This window comes from Thiomonas sp. FB-6 (assembly GCF_000377645.1).
Classification (GTDB): domain Bacteria; phylum Pseudomonadota; class Gammaproteobacteria; order Burkholderiales; family Burkholderiaceae_C; genus Thiomonas_A.
Map to the genome: position 1 here is coordinate 47,368 of NZ_KB898472.1, position 16,697 is coordinate 64,064.

At 71.2% G+C, this 16,697-nt stretch carries 14 protein-coding genes and 1 tRNA gene; 11 read left to right on the forward strand and 4 right to left on the reverse strand.

What is annotated here, in order from left to right; translation table 11 throughout:
• The first annotated feature begins 72 nt into the window (after positions 1 to 72).
• The 8 genes from D466_RS0104015 (at position 73) to D466_RS0104050 (ending at position 9,245) form a co-directional block, all read left to right on the forward strand.
• Positions 73 to 1,740, forward strand: a complete 1,668-nt coding sequence (locus tag D466_RS0104015; protein WP_018912419.1) for an FAD-dependent oxidoreductase — start codon at positions 73 to 75, stop codon at positions 1,738 to 1,740.
• A gap of 72 nt (positions 1,741 to 1,812) precedes the next feature.
• Entirely contained in the window at positions 1,813 to 2,037 is a 225-nt protein-coding gene (locus D466_RS0104020; RefSeq protein ID WP_018912420.1) for a DUF2783 domain-containing protein, read from the forward strand.
• Positions 2,038 to 2,141: 104 nt separating this feature from the next.
• Positions 2,142 to 3,293 (forward strand): ABC transporter substrate-binding protein, encoded by a 1,152-nt coding sequence (locus D466_RS0104025; RefSeq protein ID WP_018912421.1) that lies wholly within the window; start codon positions 2,142 to 2,144, stop codon positions 3,291 to 3,293.
• 72 nt (positions 3,294 to 3,365) lie between these two features.
• Complete coding sequence (locus D466_RS0104030; protein ID WP_026284865.1) at positions 3,366 to 4,409, forward strand: branched-chain amino acid ABC transporter permease; 1,044 nt, start codon at positions 3,366 to 3,368, stop codon at positions 4,407 to 4,409.
• Entirely contained in the window at positions 4,406 to 6,205 is a 1,800-nt protein-coding gene (locus tag D466_RS20490; RefSeq protein WP_156003992.1) for an ATP-binding cassette domain-containing protein, read from the forward strand. Before D466_RS0104030 ends, D466_RS20490 begins: the two co-directional genes overlap by 4 nt.
• A complete protein-coding gene (locus D466_RS0104040) occupies positions 6,202 to 6,954 on the forward strand; it encodes an ABC transporter ATP-binding protein (RefSeq protein WP_018912426.1) in 753 nt (250 codons plus the stop codon). Before D466_RS20490 ends, D466_RS0104040 begins: the two co-directional genes overlap by 4 nt.
• A gap of 128 nt (positions 6,955 to 7,082) precedes the next feature.
• Positions 7,083 to 8,489 carry an FAD-binding oxidoreductase gene (locus D466_RS0104045; RefSeq protein WP_018912427.1) on the forward strand — a complete coding sequence of 469 codons (1,407 nt, stop codon included), beginning with the start codon at positions 7,083 to 7,085 and terminating at the stop codon, positions 8,487 to 8,489.
• 45 nt (positions 8,490 to 8,534) lie between these two features.
• The gene (locus D466_RS0104050; RefSeq protein ID WP_018912428.1) at positions 8,535 to 9,245 is read left to right on the forward strand and encodes an SOS response-associated peptidase; all 711 of its coding nucleotides are present in this window, start codon (positions 8,535 to 8,537) and stop codon (positions 9,243 to 9,245) included.
• 103 nt (positions 9,246 to 9,348) lie between these two features.
• Here the strand turns inward: D466_RS0104050 and D466_RS0104055 are convergent, their stop codons facing one another.
• The gene (locus D466_RS0104055) at positions 9,349 to 9,828 is read right to left on the reverse strand and encodes a hypothetical protein (protein WP_018912429.1); all 480 of its coding nucleotides are present in this window, start codon (positions 9,826 to 9,828) and stop codon (positions 9,349 to 9,351) included.
• An 8-nt stretch (positions 9,829 to 9,836) separates the two neighbouring features.
• On the opposite strand from D466_RS0104055, the gene D466_RS20495 reads away from it, so the two are divergent.
• A complete protein-coding gene (locus D466_RS20495; RefSeq protein ID WP_018912430.1) occupies positions 9,837 to 10,202 on the forward strand; it encodes a helix-turn-helix domain-containing protein in 366 nt (121 codons plus the stop codon).
• 47 nt (positions 10,203 to 10,249) lie between these two features.
• Here D466_RS20495 and D466_RS0104065 read toward each other — a convergent pair.
• Positions 10,250 to 10,334: transfer RNA gene (locus D466_RS0104065), tRNA-Leu, on the reverse strand.
• Between the two features lie 159 nt (positions 10,335 to 10,493).
• On the opposite strand from D466_RS0104065, the gene rnr reads away from it, so the two are divergent.
• Positions 10,494 to 12,785, forward strand: a complete 2,292-nt coding sequence (rnr, locus tag D466_RS0104070) for a ribonuclease R (RefSeq protein ID WP_231385659.1) — start codon at positions 10,494 to 10,496, stop codon at positions 12,783 to 12,785.
• A 67-nt stretch (positions 12,786 to 12,852) separates the two neighbouring features.
• Here the strand turns inward: rnr and D466_RS20500 are convergent, their stop codons facing one another.
• The gene (locus D466_RS20500; RefSeq protein ID WP_018912432.1) at positions 12,853 to 14,457 is read right to left on the reverse strand and encodes an NAD(P)H-hydrate dehydratase; all 1,605 of its coding nucleotides are present in this window, start codon (positions 14,455 to 14,457) and stop codon (positions 12,853 to 12,855) included.
• Positions 14,458 to 14,710: 253 nt separating this feature from the next.
• On the opposite strand from D466_RS20500, the gene aceA reads away from it, so the two are divergent.
• Complete coding sequence (gene aceA / locus D466_RS0104080) at positions 14,711 to 16,018, forward strand: isocitrate lyase (RefSeq protein ID WP_018912433.1); 1,308 nt, start codon at positions 14,711 to 14,713, stop codon at positions 16,016 to 16,018.
• Between the two features lie 135 nt (positions 16,019 to 16,153).
• Here aceA and smpB read toward each other — a convergent pair whose 3' ends face one another.
• Positions 16,154 to 16,600 carry an SsrA-binding protein SmpB gene (gene smpB, locus D466_RS0104085; protein ID WP_018912434.1) on the reverse strand — a complete coding sequence of 149 codons (447 nt, stop codon included), beginning with the start codon at positions 16,598 to 16,600 and terminating at the stop codon, positions 16,154 to 16,156.
• Positions 16,601 to 16,697: the final 97 nt, after the last annotated feature.

The following is a 16,697-nucleotide window of genomic DNA, read 5'->3' on the forward strand; positions in this document are numbered from 1 at the left end:
TCTTCGGGTTTTGTCCATCGGCGCCGCCCCTCAGCGATGGCACGATGGCTCCGAAATCAGCGCGGCGCATCCATGGCACTCGGTTACGTGCATCCCCATTTCGCGGCCCGCGTCCCTCCCCGCCGGGAGCCGGGCGCGCGCCATCCCCTGGTCATCGTCGGTGCCGGCCCCATCGGGCTGGCCGCCGCCATCGACTGCGCGCAGCAGGGCCTGGACGTGGTCCTGCTGGACGACGACGACAGCGTCAGCGTGGGTTCGCGCGGCCTGTGCTACGCCAAGCGCAGCCTGGAAGTCCTCGAGCGCCTGGGCGCCGGCGAGGCGGTGCTCCACAAGGGCGTGACCTGGAACACCGGGCGCGTGTTCCACCGCGAGCGCGAGGTCTACAGTTTCGAACTGCTGCCCGAGCCGGGGCACGAGATGCCCGGCATGGTCAACCTGCAGCAGTACTACCTGGAACAGTACCTGGTGGAGCGCGCGCAGCAGCTTCCCGGCATTTCGCTGTGCTGGAAGAACCGCGTCGAGGGCATCGAGCAGGACGCCGAGGGTGTGCGCCTGCGCGTGGCCGGGCCGCAGGGCGAGTACACCTTGCTGGCCGACTGGGTGATCGCCGCCGACGGCGCGCGCAGCCCCTTGCGCAAGATGCTGGGGCTGGACGCCGAGGGCAAGGTGTTCAACGATCGTTTCCTGATCGCCGACGTGTCCATGCACGCCAGCTTCCCGGCGGAGCGCTGGTTCTGGTTCGACCCGCCCTTCCACCCGGGCCAGTCCGTGCTGCTGCACCGACAGGCCGACGAGGTCTGGCGCATCGACTTCCAGCTCGGCGCCGCCGCCGACCCCGAGCTCGAACGCCAGCCCGAGCGGGTGATCCCGCGCATCCGCGCGATGCTCGACCACCAGGGCTACCACGACGTGGACTTCGACCTCGAATGGGTCAGCGTGTACACCTTCCAGTGCCGGCGCATGCGCAGTTTGCGCAACGCGCGGGTGCTGTTCGCCGGCGACGCCGCGCACCAGGTCTCGCCCTTCGGCGCACGCGGCGCCAACTCGGGGCTGCAGGACGTGGACAACCTGGCCTGGAAGCTGGCGCTGGTCCTGCGCGGCCTGGCGCCCGAGTCCCTGCTGGACAGCTACGACGCCGAGCGCTCGGCCGCGGCCGACGACAACATCGGCAACTCCACGCGCTCCACCGATTTCATCACCCCCAAGACCGAGGCGGCACGCCGCTACCGCGAGGCCACGCTGCAATTGGCGGTGCACCACCCCTTCGCGCGCGCGCTGGTGAACTCCGGGCGCCTGTCCACCCCCACCCATCTGTGGGATTCGGCGTTGAACACGCCCGATGCCGACCGCTTCGACTGCATGCTGCGCCCCGGCTCGCCGCTGGCGGATGCCCCGGTGGAACGCGAGGGGCGCGCCGACTGGCTGCTGCGCCACACCGGCGGCGGCTTCACGCTGCTGCTGTTCACCGACCGCGCCGAGAGCCTGCGGGAGACGGTGCAGGCGCTGCGCGAACTGGGCGAGGGGCCGCTGGCGCCGCGCCTGGTGGTGCTGGCCGAGCAGCCGGGGCAGCTGGAGGGCGTGCAGGTGCTGCACGACGCGCAGCACCTGGCCGCCGAACGCTGCGACGCGCGCGAGGGCACGGCCTACCTGATCCGCCCCGACCAGCATGTGGCGGCGCGTTGGCGCCGCGTGGACGCGCCCCTGGTGCGTGCCGCGCTGGCGCGCGCGACCGGGCATTGAGCCGGTGGGAATCGGCCCCGCCCCCGCGTAGCGTTGCACCCAGCTATTCTTCGATTCGTTTGGTATTCACCCATGGAACTCGTGCTCCAAGCCCATTTCCACGATCCGGCCTCGCCCAGCCCCTACGAGCACGTGGCGGCCGATGCCTTCTACGCCGAACTGCTGGCGGCGCACGAAGGCCTGGACGCCGCCGCGTCGGCGATGCTCGATGCGCGCATGGTGCTGCTGCTGGCCAACCACGTGGGCGACCTGGGCGTGCTGCGCCAGGCCCTGCTCCTGGCGCGCGAGCCTTCGTGAAGCCACCCCCATCGTTTGCAGCGCGGCGGCCGCGAGGCCCGCGCGAACCCAGTCGTCCCGCATGCGCGCGCGCAGCGGGGCTTTCACCCCGGAGGAGACCTTTCATGAAAACCGTCCATCTCGTGCTCGCCGCCGCCGTCGGTCTGGCCTGCGCAACCAGCGCCCAAGCCGACGTCAAGATCGGCGTGGTGCTGTCCCAGACCGGCCCGGCCGCATCGCTGGGCATTCCCGAAAAGAAGACCGTCGAGCTGTTCCCCAAGCAGATCGACGGCCAGAAGATCGAGTACATCTTCAAGGATGACGCCTCCGATCCGACCACCGCGGTGAAGGCGACCAAGGAACTCATCGACAGCGACAAGGTCGACCTCGTGATCGGCTCGTCGATCACGCCGAATTCGATGGCCATGCTCGACGTCATCGGTGCCGGCAAGACCCCGAACATCTCGCTGGCCGCGGGCCGCCCCATCGTGTTCCCGGTCACCGGCAACCGCGTGTGGGCCTTCAACACCCCGCAGACCACGGGTCTGATGGCGCGCGCCGTGGTGAAGAACCTGGTGGCCGAAAAGGTGAAGAGCGTGGCCTTCATCGGTTTCGACGACGCCTACGGCGAGGACTGGTGGAACAATTTCTCCAAGGACGCGAAGGCCGCGGGCATCCAGGTCGTGGCCAGCGAGCGCTTCAACCGCACCGCGACCTCGGTGACCGGGCAGATCCTGCACATCCTGTCGGCCAAGCCGCAGGCGGTGCTGATCGCCGCCTCCGGAACCCCGGCCGCGCTGCCCGAGCGTGAGCTCAAGAAGGTCGGCTACAAGGGCCAGATCTACCAGACCCACGGCGTGGCCAACCCCGACTTCCTGCGCGTGTGCGGCGCCGACTGCAACGGCACCATCGTGCCGGTGTCGCCGGGCGTGGTGGCCGAGCAACTGCCCGCGGACAGCCCCATCAAGGCCTCGGCGATGAAATTCGCCACCGCCTACGAGGGCGCCTACGGCAAGAACTCGCTGTCGCAGTTCAGCGCCAACGCCTGGGATGCCATCACGCTGCTGGAGCACGCGCTGCCGGTGGCGCTCAAGCACGCCAAGCCCGAGGACACGGTGGCCTTCCGCGCCGCGCTGCGCAACGCCCTGGAGGGCCTGAAGGACATTCCCGGCGCCGACGGCATCTACTCCATGAGCCCGACCGACCACAACGGCCTGGACGACCGCGCCGTGGCGCTCACGCGCATCGAGAACGGCACCTGGAAGCTGATGAAGTAAGGGCCTTCGGGCCGCCAGGCCCGAAGCTCCAAGCCCGGACGCCACGCCTGAACCGCCACGCCTGATCGCACCATGGACCTCGGCATTGCCCTCTACCTCGGCCAGAGCGGACTGACGCTCGGCGCCGTCTACGCGCTGCTGGCGCTGGCCCTGGTGCTGGTGTTCGCGGTGACGCGGGTGATCTTCATCCCGCAAGGCGAGATCATGACCTTCGGCGCGTTGTCGCTGGTGGCCATCCACGCCGGGCGGGTGCCGCAGGCGGTGTGGCTGCTGCCGGTGCTGGGCGTGCTGTCCAGCGTGCTGGATGCGCGGCGCGCGGGGCAGGGCGGGGCGGCGGCGCTGGCGCGCATGCTGGGCGCCAACCTGGGCCCGGCCGCGCTGGCGCTGGCGGCTTGCTACGCGCTGCCGCTGGGCAAGCTGGACTATGCGCTGCAGATCGTCGTGGCGCTGCTGGTGACGGTGCCTCTGGGCCCGCTGCTGTACCGGCTGGTGTACCAGCCGGTGGCGCAGGCCTCGGTGCTGACCCTGCTGCTGCTGTCGGTGGCGCTGCACCTGGCGATGAGCAGCCTGGGGCTGTACTTCTTCGGCCCCGAGGGCTCGCGCCTGCCGGCCTTCACCGACGGCAGCTTCCAGCTGGCGGGCATGCCGGTGGACCAGCAGACCCTGTGGATCATCGCGCTGTCGGCGGTGCTGGTGGTGGCGCTGTTCGCCTTCTTCAACTACACGCTGTGGGGCAAGGCCCTGCGCGCCACGGCGGTCAGCCGCACGGGCGCGCAGCTCATGGGCATCTCGCCGGCCTTCGCCGGGCGCACGGCCTTCGCGCTGGCGGCGCTGATCGGGGCGTTGTCGGGGATTTTCATCGCCTCGACGACCATCATCTATTACGACTCGGGCTTCGTCATCGGGCTGAAGGGCTTCGTGGCGGCGATCATCGGCGGGCTGTCGAGCTACCCGCTGGCGGCGCTGGGGTCGATTTTCGTGGGGCTGGTGGAGTCCTTCTCCTCCTTCTGGGCCAGCGCCTACAAGGACGTGATCGTGTTCTCGCTGATCCTGCCCGTGCTGCTGTGGCGTTCGCTGGCGCAGGGCTCCGGGGTGCATCAGGAGGACGAGGAATGAAGCCCAGGCACTGGATGACGGCCGGCTTCGTGCTGTTGCTGGCGATCGCGCCGTGGACGGTGGGCAGCTACGGACGCACGCTGCTGGACTACATCGGGCTGGCCACCATCGTGGTGCTGGGCCTGGTGCTGCTGACGGGGGTGGGCGGGCTGACCAGTTTCGGGCAGGCGGCCTTCGTGGGCATGGGGGCCTATACCAGCGCCTACCTGTGCACGGTGCAGGGCTGGAACCCGTGGTGGGGGCTGGTGGCGGCGCTGCTGCTGGTGACGGTGGCGGCGCTGGTGCTGGGCTGGCTGACCTTGCGCATGAGCGGGCATTTCCTGCCGCTGTCCACGCTGGCCTGGGGCCTGAGCATCTACCTGGTGTTCGGCAACGTGCAGGCCATCGGCGGGCAGACGGGCATGAGCGGCATCACGCCGCTGAGCGTGCTGGGGTGGAAGCTGAGCACGGCGCTGCAGTACCACTACCTGATCTGGGGCGTGGTGCTGCTGATCGTGTGGACCGTGCACAACATGCTGGATTCGCGCGAGGGGCGGGCCATGCGCGCGCTCAAGGGGGGCACGCTGATGGCCGAGGCGATGGGGGTGAACACCACGCGCTTCAAGACCATCCTGTTCGTGCTGGCGGCGCAGTACGCCTGCGTGTCGGGCTGGCTGTACGCGCACATGCAGGGTTTCGTGAACCCCACGCCCTTCTCGCTGGGCCAGGGCATCGAGTACCTGTTCATGGGGGTGGTGGGGGGCATCGGTGACCTGTGGGGCGCCGTGCTGGGCTCGTCGCTGTACTCGCTGGTGCGCCAGTGGCTGCAGGACCTGCTGCCGCACCTGCTGGGGCGCAGCGGCAACTTCGAGGACCTGGTGTTCGGGGTGCTGATGATCCTGATCCTGCAGCGCGCACCCGAGGGCCTGTGGGCCAGGGTGCGCGCGCTGGGAGCGCGCTGGAACACGGCGGCCTCGCTGCCGCCGCGCCCGAGCGCGCCGGTGCTGGCCGAGCGGGCGCGTCCGGCCGCGGGCGAGGTGGTGCTGCAGGTGCGCGAGCTGAGCAAACGCTTCGGCGGGCTCATCGCCAACCACGCCATCAGCTTCGAGGTGCGCGCCGGCGAGGTGCTGGCGCTGATCGGGCCCAACGGGGCGGGCAAGAGCACGCTGTTCAACTGCATCTCCGCGGTGGACCGCGCCAGCTCGGGCGAGGTGCGTTTCCGCGAGCGCGCGGTGCACCGGCTGGATGCGCGCGCGGTGGCGGCGCTGGGCATGAGCCGCACCTTCCAGCACGTGCGCCTGCTGCCGCGCATGAGCGTGCTGGACAACGTGGCGCTGGGCGCGCACCTGCGCGGGCACCACAGTTTCGTGGCCTCGGCCTGGCGCCTGGACCGCGCGCAGGAGGCCTCGATCCAGGCCACCGCGTGGCAGCAGCTGGAGCGCTGCGGGCTGGCCGAGCACGCGCACGCGCCGGCCGGCAGCCTGCCGCTGGGCCTGCAGCGGGTGGTGGAGATCGCGCGCGCGCTGGCGACCGACCCCTGCCTGCTGCTGCTGGACGAGCCGGCGGCGGGCCTGCGCTACCTGGAGAAGCGCAACCTGGCGCAATTGCTGGAGCAGTTGCGCGCGCAGGGCCTGGCCATCCTGCTGGTCGAGCACGACCTGGACTTCGTCATGGGCCTGGCCGACCGCGTGGTGGCGATGGACTTCGGGGAGAAGATCGCCGAGGGGCTGCCGCGCGAGGTGCAGAAGCACCCGGCGGTGATCGAGGCGTACCTGGGCGGGCTCGACGAGCCGGCCGTGCAAGGAGAGGCAGCATGAACGGCGGGGCCGCGGGGGACGCGAAGCAGCAGGCGCTGCTGAGCGTGCGGGGCCTGAGCGTGAGCTACGGCAAGGTGCAGGCGGTGCGCGGCGTGGACCTGGAGGTGCCGCGCGGCAGCATCGTCACGGTCATCGGCCCCAACGGCGCGGGCAAGACCACGCTGCTGGGCGCGGTGATGGGGCTGCTGCGCGCCGGCGGACAGGTGCTGTTCGAGGGGCGCGACCTGGCGCGCGCCGACGCCCAGCAGCGCGTGGAGGCGGGCATCGGGCTGGTGACCGAGAAGCGCGACCTGTTCGGCTCCATGAGCGTGCATGACAATTTGCTGCTGGGCTCGTTCCGGCGGCGCGATGGACGGGCGGCGCGCCAGCGTGAGCTCGAGCGGGTGTACGAGCTGTTCCCGCGCCTGAAGGAGCGCCGCGCGCAGGCGGCGCAGACCCTGTCGGGCGGGGAGCGGCAGATGCTGGCGCTGGGGCGCGCGCTGATGGGCGCGCCGCGCCTGCTCATGCTCGACGAGCCCAGCCTGGGGCTGGCGCCGCGCATCGTGCGCGAGGTGCTGCACGCGGTGGCGCAGCTGCGCGACGCCGGCATGAGCGTGCTGCTGATCGAGCAGAACGCGCGCGCGGCGCTGCAGGTGGCCGACTTCGGCTACGTGCTGGAGCTGGGCGAGGTGTCCATGCACGGTCCGGCGCAGCAGCTGCTGCACGACCCCAAGGTCGAAGCGACGTACCTCGGCATGCTCAAGGAATAGCGGCGGGGCCGGGCCGGGCCGGCCGGCGGCCGCGCCGGGCACGCTCGCATCGCGCCGCGTGGATGTATGCTGGCGAGGGCCGTGCTGCGGCGCGGCCTCGCCTTCGAGGAATTCGCCTGGACTCCGCCATGAACGACCGTATCCCGTCCGCCGCGCTGCGCCGCGAGGCCCCCGCCGAACTGCTGGGCGCGCTGGCCGCGCGCTTCGGCGACGCCTTCAGCACCGCGCGCGCCGTGTGCGAACAGCACGGGCGCGACGAATCGCCCTTCGACGCCGCGCCGCCGTCGGGCGTGGTGTTCTGCGCCTCGACCGAGGACGTGGCCGACGCCGTGCGCCTGTGCGCCGCGCACGCGGTGCCGGTGATCGCCTTCGGTGCCGGCTCCTCGCTGGAAGGGCAATTGCTGGCCGTGCAGGGCGGCATCACGCTGGACCTGACGCGCATGAACGGCGTGCTCGAGGTCGCCGCCGAGGACATGCTGGCGACGGTGCAGGCCGGCGTGACGCGCCTGCAGCTCAACGAGGAACTGCGCCACAGCGGCCTGTTCTTCCCGATCGACCCGGGGGCGGACGCCACGCTGGGCGGCATGACCGCCACGCGCGCCAGCGGCACCAACGCCGTGCGCTACGGCACCATGCGCGACAACGTGCTGGCGCTCACCGTGGTGCTGGCCGACGGACGCGTGGTGCGCACCGGCACGCGCGCGCGCAAGAGCAGCGCGGGATACGACCTCACCCGGCTGTTCATCGGCAGCGAGGGCACGCTGGGCATCGTCACCGAGGTCACGCTGCGCCTGCATCCGCAGCCGCAGGCGGTGGCCGCGGCGGTGTGTTCCTTTCCGGGCGTGGCCAACGCGGTGGATTGCACCATCGAACTGATCCAGGCCGCGGTGCCGATCGCGCGCTGCGAGCTCATGGACGCGCATGCGGTGCGCGCGGTCAACGCCCACGACCACCTGGGCCTGCCCGAGCAGCCGCTGCTGCTGATGGAATTCCACGGCAGCCCCGACGGCGTGCGCGAACAGGCGCAGACCGCGCAGGAGATCGCCGCGGGTCACCAAGGCTCGGACTTCGCCTGGGCCGACACCCCGGAGGAGCGCACGCGGCTGTGGAAGGCCCGGCACCATGCCTACCTGTCCGCGCTGCAGACGCGCCCGGGCTGCCGCTGCGTGACCACCGACACCTGCGTGCCCATCTCGCGCCTGGCCGAGAGCATCAACGACACCGTGGCCGAGGCCGACGCCGCCGGGCTGCCGTACTTCGTGGTCGGCCACGTGGGCGATGGCAACTTCCACGTCGGCTACCTGATCGACCCCGAGCGCCCCGAGGAGCGCGACCTGGCCGAAAGCCTCAACGCCAGCCTGGTGCGCCGCGCGCTGCGCCTGGGCGGCACCTGCACCGGCGAGCACGGCGTGGGCCTGCACAAGCAGGAATTCCTGCGCGAGGAGGCCGGCGAACTGGCCATCGACCTGATGCGCGCGGTCAAGCAGGCGCTGGACCCGGCGGGCATCCTCAATCCGGGCAAGATCTTCCGCTGAGGCGCGGCGCGCGGGGCGTCTTCCCGGCACGTGCGGAGTCGATCCATGTGCGGCCGCTACGTCCTGAAAAGCGCCCCGCGGCGCATCCTGGAGCAGTTCGGCATCGCCGACGGGCGCGGCGAGACCTCGCGCAGCGAGGAGTGGCGCCCGCGCTTCAACCTCGCACCGGGACAGTTCGCGCCGGTGCTGCGCTCGGATCCGGCTGGGCCCTGCCTGGACATGCTGCGCTGGGGCCTGGTGCCCGCGTGGGCGCATGACGAGAGCTTCGCACAGCGCACGGTCAACGCGCGGGGCGAGACGGCCAGCCGCCTGCCGGCCTTTCGTGCGGCCTTCAAGGCGCGGCGCTGCATCGTGCCGGCCGACGGCTTCTACGAATGGCAGTACGTGCAGGGCAGCCCGCACAAGCAGCCCTGGTACATCAGCCGCCGCGACGGCGAACTGCTGGCCTTCGCCGGCCTGTGGGAGCACTGGCAGCCCCGAGGCCGCCCGGAGGCGCTGCGCACCTTCACCATCATCACCACCGAGGCCAGCGCCTGGATGCAGCCGGTGCACGCCCGCATGCCCGCCATCCTCGACGCCGCCGGCGTGCAGGCCTGGCTGGACGGCGCCACCCCGCCCGAGACCCTGCAGGGCCTGCTCGCGCCGGCCCCCGAGGACGCGCTGCAGCGCCACCCCGTCGGCCGCGCGGTGGGCAACCCGCGCAACGATTCGCCGGAGTTGCCGGAAGCGGTGGAGCCGGACGTCTCCGCGTCCTGATCGGGCCCGTATCGCCCGCGAAGTCTTGGCGGGCCTGCGTCACCGGGGGCTGTGGCGCCATGCATGCCCGCAGGCGGCCTGCGGCGCTATGCCGCCACGCGGATCATCGGACTCGTGCCGCGTGCCGCAGCTGCAGCAGCGTCGTGATTTCCACGAGGAGAATCAGGGGCACCAGATACGCGGGGATGAGCAACAGCGGCAAGGCGGCCATCGGGCGCGTGGAGACCTCGCCGACGGCGCCGGTGGCCAGAGCGGCGTTGAGCCCGCCGAGTCCCACCGCGACCACCAGGTCGAGGATTCCGAACAGGTTCCAGGCCCTGAATCCGGGGCTGGCGGCGAAGCCGGGCCGGCGCAGCAGCGTGCCAAGGACCCAGGGCGTGGTGAAGCCGACGATCATGTCGCCCACTCCGGCCGGCCAGGCGAACATGGCGGGCAGGATGCCGTAGGCCCACAGGGCCAGGAATCCGAAGCCCACGACCCGCCAACCCTGCACCGCGACGAGCAGGCGCAGGTCCGCGGCAAGCGCGTAGGCACGAAAGGCCGGTGCGCGCCACGCGGCCGCGAAGGCCAGCAGCGGCAGCACGACGCCCCATGGAATTCAAGCGATCACCTTGCCCCGTTGCCAACACGCTGGAACTCGTCGGCGACAAGTGGACCTTGCTGGTCATCCGCGACCTGCTGCGCGGCAAGCGCACCTATGGCGAACTGCTCGATTCGCCGGAGCGCATCCCCACCAACATCCTGGCCGAGCGCCTGAAGCGCCTGGAGCGCGCCGGGCTGATCACGAGCGCCGCCTACCAGGAAAGGCCCGTGCGCTACGCCTACACGCTCACTCCCGGTGGCGAGTCGCTGCGCGCAGTGCTGAAGGCCTTCGCGCGCTGGGGCGAGGAGCACATTCCGGGCACACGCAGCCTGGCCGCGCCGGCGCGGCAAACAAAAAGCCCCGCAACTCGATGAATTGCGGGGCTTCGGGGGTTTGCGCGCTGAACTGCGAAACCTCGGATTGGTGCCCAGAAGAGGACTCGAACCTCCACGCCTCGCGGCGCTAGTACCTGAAACTAGTGCGTCTACCAATTCCGCCATCTGGGCAAGAAGCGAAACTATAGCAGTTTTCGCGCGCGTGTCCAGTATGCTGCGAACAACACGCGTTGGCGCGGGTCCATCCCGGGGCCGCCGGCGCGACGCTAGGGGAAGGCATTGATCGTAGAAGGCATCGTGCAGGGGCATCGGGACGGCTACGGACTGGTGATGTCCGAGCAGGAGCCGTTGGAGGTGGTGCTGCCGGCGCAGCAGATGCGGGCCGTGATGCACCTGGATCGCGTGCGCGTGCGCGTGGTGCGCCAGGACCGGCGCGGACGCCCGGAAGGCCAGGTGCTGGAGATCGTCGAGCGCAGCAAGCGCCCGGTGATCGGCCGGCTGTTGCAGGAAAGCGGCGTGTGGCTGCTGGCGCCGGAGGACAAGCGCCACGTGCAGGACATCCTGATCGCCCCCGGCGGCCTGGGCGGGGCCAAGGCCGGGCAGGTGGTCAGCGTGGAGATCACCGGCCCGGTGACCCTGCACGCGCAGCCCATGGGGCGCGTGACGGAGGTGCTGGGCGCGCTGCACGACCCGGGCATGGAAATCGAGATCGCGGTGCGCAAGTACGGCGTCCCGCACAGCTTCAGCGAAGCGGCGGAAAAGGCCTCGGCGGCCTTGCCCTCGCAGGTGCGCGCGGCCGACCACGCCGGGCGCGTCGACCTCACCGACGTACCGCTGGTGACCATCGACGGCGAGGACGCGCGCGACTTCGACGACGCCGTGTACTGCGAGCCGGCCAAGGTCGGGCGCCGCCAGGGCTTCCGCCTGGTTGTGGCGATCGCCGATGTGTCGCATTACGTGCGCCCCGGCGAGCCGCTGGACCTGGACGCGCTGGACCGCGCGACCTCGGTGTACTTCCCGCGCCGGGTGATCCCGATGCTGCCGGAGAAGCTGTCCAACGGCCTGTGCTCGCTGAACCCCAACGTGGAGCGCCTGTGCGTGGTCTGCGACATGCTCATCGACGCGGAAGGGGAACTGCGCGCCTACCAGTTCTACCCCGCGGTGATGCGCTCGCACGCGCGTCTGACCTACACGGAGGTGGCCGAGATCCTGGAGAACACCAAGGGCCCGCAGGCGCAGGCGCGCGCGGGCCTGGTGCCCCACCTGCTGAACCTGTACGACGTGTTCAGCGCGCTGCTCAAGTCCCGCCGCCAGCGCGGTGCGGTGGACCTGGAGGTTCCCGAGACCCACATCATCTGCGACGCCAACGGGCGCATCGAGCAGATCGCGCTGCGTCAACGCAACGAAGCGCACCGCGTGATCGAGGAATGCATGCTGGCGGCCAACGTCTGCGCCGCCGACTTCCTGCAGCGCAACAAGCATCCCGGCCTGTACCGGGTGCACGAAGGCCCGACCCCCGAGCGCCTGGCGCTGCTGCGCAGCTTCCTGCAGGCGCTGGGCCTGGGCGGCCACGTGGGCGACGAGCCCACGCCGGCCGACTACCAGCGCCTGTCGGATGCGGCCCGCGAACGTCCCGACGCGCAGCAGATCAACACCCTGATGCTGCGCTCGATGCAGCAGGCCATCTACTCGCCGCACAACAGCGGTCACTTCGGGCTGGCCTACGAGGCCTATGCCCACTTCACCAGTCCGATCCGGCGCTACCCCGACCTGCTGACCCATCGTGCGATCAAGGCCCTGCTGCAAGGCGGGCGCTATCGGCTGCAGACCCCCGAGGGCATGCAGGCGCCGCCGCCGCTGCGCGGCCGTCGCGCCGCGTCGCAGCAGGCCAAGCCGGCGGCGCCGGCGCCCCGGGGAGCCAAGGTTTCCGCCGATGTCGCGCAATGGGAACTGGTCGGCCTGCATTGCTCGGCCAACGAGCGCCGCGCCGACGAGGCCACGCGCGACGTCGAGAGCTGGCTCAAGTGCTGGTACATGCGCGACAAGCTGGGGGAGGAGTTCATCGGCTCCATCACCGCGGTCACCAGTTTCGGCATCTTCGTGCAACTGAGCGCCCTGTTCGTGGAGGGGCTGATCCACATCTCCGAACTCGGCGCGGAATACTTCCGCTTCGACGAAGCGCGCAACGAACTGCGCGGGGAGCGCACAGGCAAGCGCTACGCGCTGGGCGACCGCGTGCTGGTGCAGGTCAGCCGCGTCGACCTGGACGGCCGCCGCATCGACTTCCGCATGGTCTCCGACCCCCTGCGCCCGGCAGCAGCCCCCGGCACGCGCAAGCGGGGACGCAAGGCCCAGGCCGCGGCGGCGGCGGAGGACAGCGACCACAGCGTGTTCACGCTGCCGCCGGCGCAGGCCCCGGCGGCGGAGCCCGCGGCGCCCGCCGCGCGCAAGAACCGCAAGGCTGGCAAGGGCGCCGGGGACAAGGCCGCGGCGCAGACGCCTGCGGACAAGCCGGCGGACAAGGCACCCAAGGCGGCCAAGAGCCCCACGCGCAACGCGCGTTCCACGCGCGCGCGCACGCCGCGACAGCCGGCAACGCGCTCGCGCCGCGGCGGCAAATAGCCGCCCGCGGCTCCGCGCACCCCCGGCGGGGGGGGGGGCCGCGCCGGCACGGCCCCCCCGCCGGTGTTCAGCGCGGGCAGGCGGCGCGCCAGGCGCGCAGCATCCACACGGGCAGGGTGTTCGCGCGCAGCGCAGGCCCCGCGTGGCCGGCCTGCGCCTCGTGCAATGCCAGGTCGGCGCCGGCGCCGTGCAGCCAGACCGCGGCCCGCGCGGCTTGGGGCGAGGCCTCGCTGCGTGCCAGGCAGGCGGCCAGCGCGCCGGCCAGCACGTCGCCGGTGCCGGCGCTGGCCAGCAGGCCGTTGCCGCTGGGGTTGATCCAGGGTGTCTCGCCGGCGGGCAGCACCACGCTGCCGGCGCCCTTGAGCACGATCGAGGCCTGGGTCTGCCCGGCCAGGCGCCGGGCGGCGCCGAGGCGGTCGGACTGCACCTCGGCCGCGCTGCCGCCCAGCAGACGCGCGGCTTCCGAGGGGTGCGGCGTGAGCCAGGTGGCCTGCGCCGCCGCGCCGCGGGCGCGCAGCGCCTGCCAGGTTTCGCCGTCCCGGGGCTGCGCCGCCAGCAGGTTGAGCCCGTCGGCGTCGATCACCAGCGGCTGCTCCAGCTCCAGCAATTCGCGCAGGCAGCGCAGCGCCTCCTCGGAGCTGCCCGCGCCGGGGCCGAAGACCACGCAGCCGGGGCCGCGCGCCGCGCGCGCCTGCGCCAGCAGTTCGGCCGGCGGGCGCAGCATGAGTTCGGGGAATTCGGGGTCCAGGCCCGGCGCGCGGGGATCCAGCGAGGCGGCGAACACGCGGCCGCCGCCCAGTTGCAAGGCGGCGCGCGCGGCCAGCCACAGCGCTCCGCTCATGCCCGGGGCGCCGCCGAACAGGCGCAGGTCGCCGCGCTCGCCCTTGTGCGCGGCCTGCTCCAGGGGAGCCAGTGCGCTCAGCGCCGTGTCGGTCCCGCCCAGCCAGGCGACGGGTAGGGCGCCGGCATGCGCCGGATCGGATTGCAGCGGGTCGATCCACAGCTCTCCGCACAGGCCGCTGTGCGGCCCGGTGGCGTGTCCGGCCTGCAGCCCGAGCATGGCCAGCGTGGCCGTCGCGCGCACGCAGGCTCCGGGCGCGCTGCCCAGCGCGCCACGCAGGCCGGATGGCAGGTCCAGCGCCATTACCGGCCGCCCGGCGTCCTGCGCGTCCAGCATGCGGATGGCTTGCTCGATCTCCCCGCGCGGGGCTTCGCGCAGGCCCAGGCCGAGCAGGGCGTCGACCACGACCTCGCTGTCGCGCAGCAAGGCCTCGGGGTCGGCGGCGGCCCATGGCTGCAGCGGCAGCCCGGCGGCCCGGGCGCGTTCCAGCGCCCAGCGCCAGTCGGCCGGGCGGCGGGGCTCCTGCCAGCGCTCGGGGCCGCCGCAGCCGACCAGCAGCAGCTGCACGCGCGGGGCATGAGGCTGACGCGCCAGCCAGGCGGCGGCGCTGAGTCCGTCGCCGCCGTTGTTGCCGGGCCCGCACAACAGCAGCACGCTGCGGGCATGGGGCCAGCGGGCCCGCAGCAGGCGGGCGGCGGAGGCGCCCGCGCGGTCCATCAGCGTGTGCGGGGGAAGCTGCGCGGCCGCCTGGGTCTCGGCCGCGCGCAGCGCGGCCTCGTCCCACAGGGGCAGCGCGCTGCGCAGGGCGGCGGAGTCGAGGCGCGAAGGCATGGGGCGGGTGATGCGGGGGCGGGGGTTTTCAGATCGCGCGGCTATCGTTTCATCATGCGCAATGTTGATGGTGCGCAGCAATGTGAAAATCTTCAGGAAGCAAAAAACGATGCCACGATGCAGAATGGATCAGGCAATCTGTTGTTTTATAAGGGTAAAAAAATTAGTCTTGTATAAGATATAACGCCATGCTGCGTCGCAGCTTTGCAGTACGCTGGGTACCAGTCTCAACACCTCCAACGGAGATCCTCTCATGGCAACCCGCGAACAGCAAATCCAGCAACTCGAACAGCAGTGGAAGCAGGACCCGCGCTGGGCCGGCATCCAGCGCGGCTACGGCGCCGGCGAGGTCGTGCGCCTGCGCGGCTCGGTGGTGGCCGAGCACACGCTGGCGCGTCGCGGCGCCGAGCGCCTGTGGCGCGACCTGCACAGCGAGCCTTTCGTGAACTCGCTGGGCGCGCTCACCGGCAACCAGGCCATGCAGCAGGTGAAGGCGGGGCTGAAGGCGATCTACCTGTCGGGCTGGCAGGTCGCCGGCGACGCCAACCTGGCCGGCGAGATGTACCCCGACCAGTCGCTGTATCCGGCGAACTCGGTGCCCGTGGTGGTCAAGCGCATCAACAACTCGCTGACCCGCGCCGACCAGATCCAGTGGATGGAAGGCAAGAACCCCGGCGACGAGGGCTACATCGACTACTTTGCCCCCATCGTGGCGGACGCCGAAGCCGGTTTCGGCGGCGTGCTCAACGCCTTCGAGCTGATGAAATCGATGATCGAGGCAGGCGCCGCGGGCGTGCACTTCGAGGATCAGCTGGCCTCGGTGAAGAAGTGCGGCCACATGGGCGGCAAGGTGCTGGTGCCCACCCGCGAGGCAGTGGCCAAGCTGGTCGCCGCGCGCCTGGCTGCCGACGTGATGGGCGTGCCCACGCTGGTGGTGGCGCGCACCGACGCCGAGGCGGCTGACCTGTTGACCTCCGACGTGGACGAGAACGACCGCCCCTTCTGTACCGGCGAGCGCACGGTGGAAGGTTTCTTCCGCACCCGGGCCGGCCTGGAGCAGGCGGTGTCGCGCGGCCTGGCCTACGCCCCCTACGTGGACATGCTGTGGTGCGAGACCGGCAAGCCCGACCTGGCGTTCGCCAAGGCCTTCGCCGATGCGATCCATGCCAAGTTCCCCGGCAAGATGCTGGCCTACAACTGCTCGCCGTCCTTCAACTGGAAGAAGAACCTGGACGACGCCACGATCGCCCGATTCCAGAAGGAACTGGGCGCGATGGGCTACAAGTTCCAGTTCATCACCCTGGCGGGCTTCCACGCGCTGAACTACTCGATGTTCGAGCTGGCGCACGGCTACGCGCGCAACCAGATGAGCGCCTTCGTGGCCCTGCAGGAGAAGGAGTTCGCGGCCGCCGACAAGGGCTTCACCGCGGTCAAGCACCAGCGCGAGGTGGGTACCGGCTACTTCGACGCGGTGACCACGACCATCGAGGCGCAGTCGTCGACCGCCGCGCTGAAGGGGTCGACCGAGGACGAGCAGTTTTTCGAGAAGAAGGTGGCCTGAACCACCTCCAGGAAAAGCACACGGCGAAGACCGAGGAGACGGCCCCGCGTGAGCGGGGCAGCGCATGAACGGGCAGGGGCCCGGTCCGCGGAAGCGGGCCGGGCCCTTTTCCCTGGGCGCCCGGCGCGTGGCCTCTTAGCTGGGGCGGCGCATCAGGCGCGCCTTCTCGCGGTCCCAGTCGCGCTTGGCCTCGGTGTCGCGCTTGTCGTGCATCTTCTTGCCGCGCCCCAGCGCGAAATCGAGCTTGACGCGCCCCTGCTTCTCGTGCAGGTTCAGGGGCACCAGGGTGTAGCCGCGCTGCTCGACCTTGCCGATCAGGCGCCGGATCTCGGCCTTGTGCATCAGCAGCTTGCGCGTGCGGCTGGCGTCGGGGTGCACGTGGGTGGAGGCGCTCTGCAGCGCCGTCACGTTCATGCCCACGAGGTAGAGCTCGCCGTCGCGGATCAGCACGTAGCCGTCCAGCAGCTGTGCGCGCCCGGCGCGGATGGCCTTGACCTCCCAGCCTTCGAGCACGAGCCCGGCCTCGAAGCGCTCCTCGAGGAAGTAGTTGAAGGAGGCCTTGCGGTTTTCGGCGATGAGCATGGACGGGCAGATGGGGGCGCGGCGCCGCGCTTCAAGGCTGCGGCTGACGGGGCCGCGCTGGCGCGGCGTTGCGTGCGTGACGGGTGGGCCGCACTCG

What these genes read in the sequence shown, in the direction of transcription:
- D466_RS0104015 (WP_018912419.1), top strand. Translation starts at nt 73, where the DNA reads ATGGCACTCGGTTACGTGCATCCCCATTTCGCGGCCCGCGTCCCTCCC.
- D466_RS0104020 (WP_018912420.1), top strand. Translation starts at nt 1,813, where the DNA reads ATGGAACTCGTGCTCCAAGCCCATTTCCACGATCCGGCCTCGCCCAGC.
- D466_RS0104025 (WP_018912421.1), top strand. Translation starts at nt 2,142, where the DNA reads ATGAAAACCGTCCATCTCGTGCTCGCCGCCGCCGTCGGTCTGGCCTGC.
- D466_RS0104030 (WP_026284865.1), top strand. Translation starts at nt 3,366, where the DNA reads ATGGACCTCGGCATTGCCCTCTACCTCGGCCAGAGCGGACTGACGCTC.
- D466_RS20490 (WP_156003992.1), top strand. Translation starts at nt 4,406, where the DNA reads ATGAAGCCCAGGCACTGGATGACGGCCGGCTTCGTGCTGTTGCTGGCG.
- D466_RS0104040 (WP_018912426.1), top strand. Translation starts at nt 6,202, where the DNA reads ATGAACGGCGGGGCCGCGGGGGACGCGAAGCAGCAGGCGCTGCTGAGC.
- D466_RS0104045 (WP_018912427.1), top strand. Translation starts at nt 7,083, where the DNA reads ATGAACGACCGTATCCCGTCCGCCGCGCTGCGCCGCGAGGCCCCCGCC.
- D466_RS0104050 (WP_018912428.1), top strand. Translation starts at nt 8,535, where the DNA reads ATGTGCGGCCGCTACGTCCTGAAAAGCGCCCCGCGGCGCATCCTGGAG.
- D466_RS20495 (WP_018912430.1), top strand. Translation starts at nt 9,837, where the DNA reads ATGGAATTCAAGCGATCACCTTGCCCCGTTGCCAACACGCTGGAACTC.
- rnr (WP_231385659.1), top strand. Translation starts at nt 10,494, where the DNA reads ATGTCCGAGCAGGAGCCGTTGGAGGTGGTGCTGCCGGCGCAGCAGATG.
- D466_RS20500 (WP_018912432.1), bottom strand. Translation starts at nt 14,457, where the DNA reads ATGCCTTCGCGCCTCGACTCCGCCGCCCTGCGCAGCGCGCTGCCCCTG.
- aceA (WP_018912433.1), top strand. Translation starts at nt 14,711, where the DNA reads ATGGCAACCCGCGAACAGCAAATCCAGCAACTCGAACAGCAGTGGAAG.
- smpB (WP_018912434.1), bottom strand. Translation starts at nt 16,600, where the DNA reads ATGCTCATCGCCGAAAACCGCAAGGCCTCCTTCAACTACTTCCTCGAG.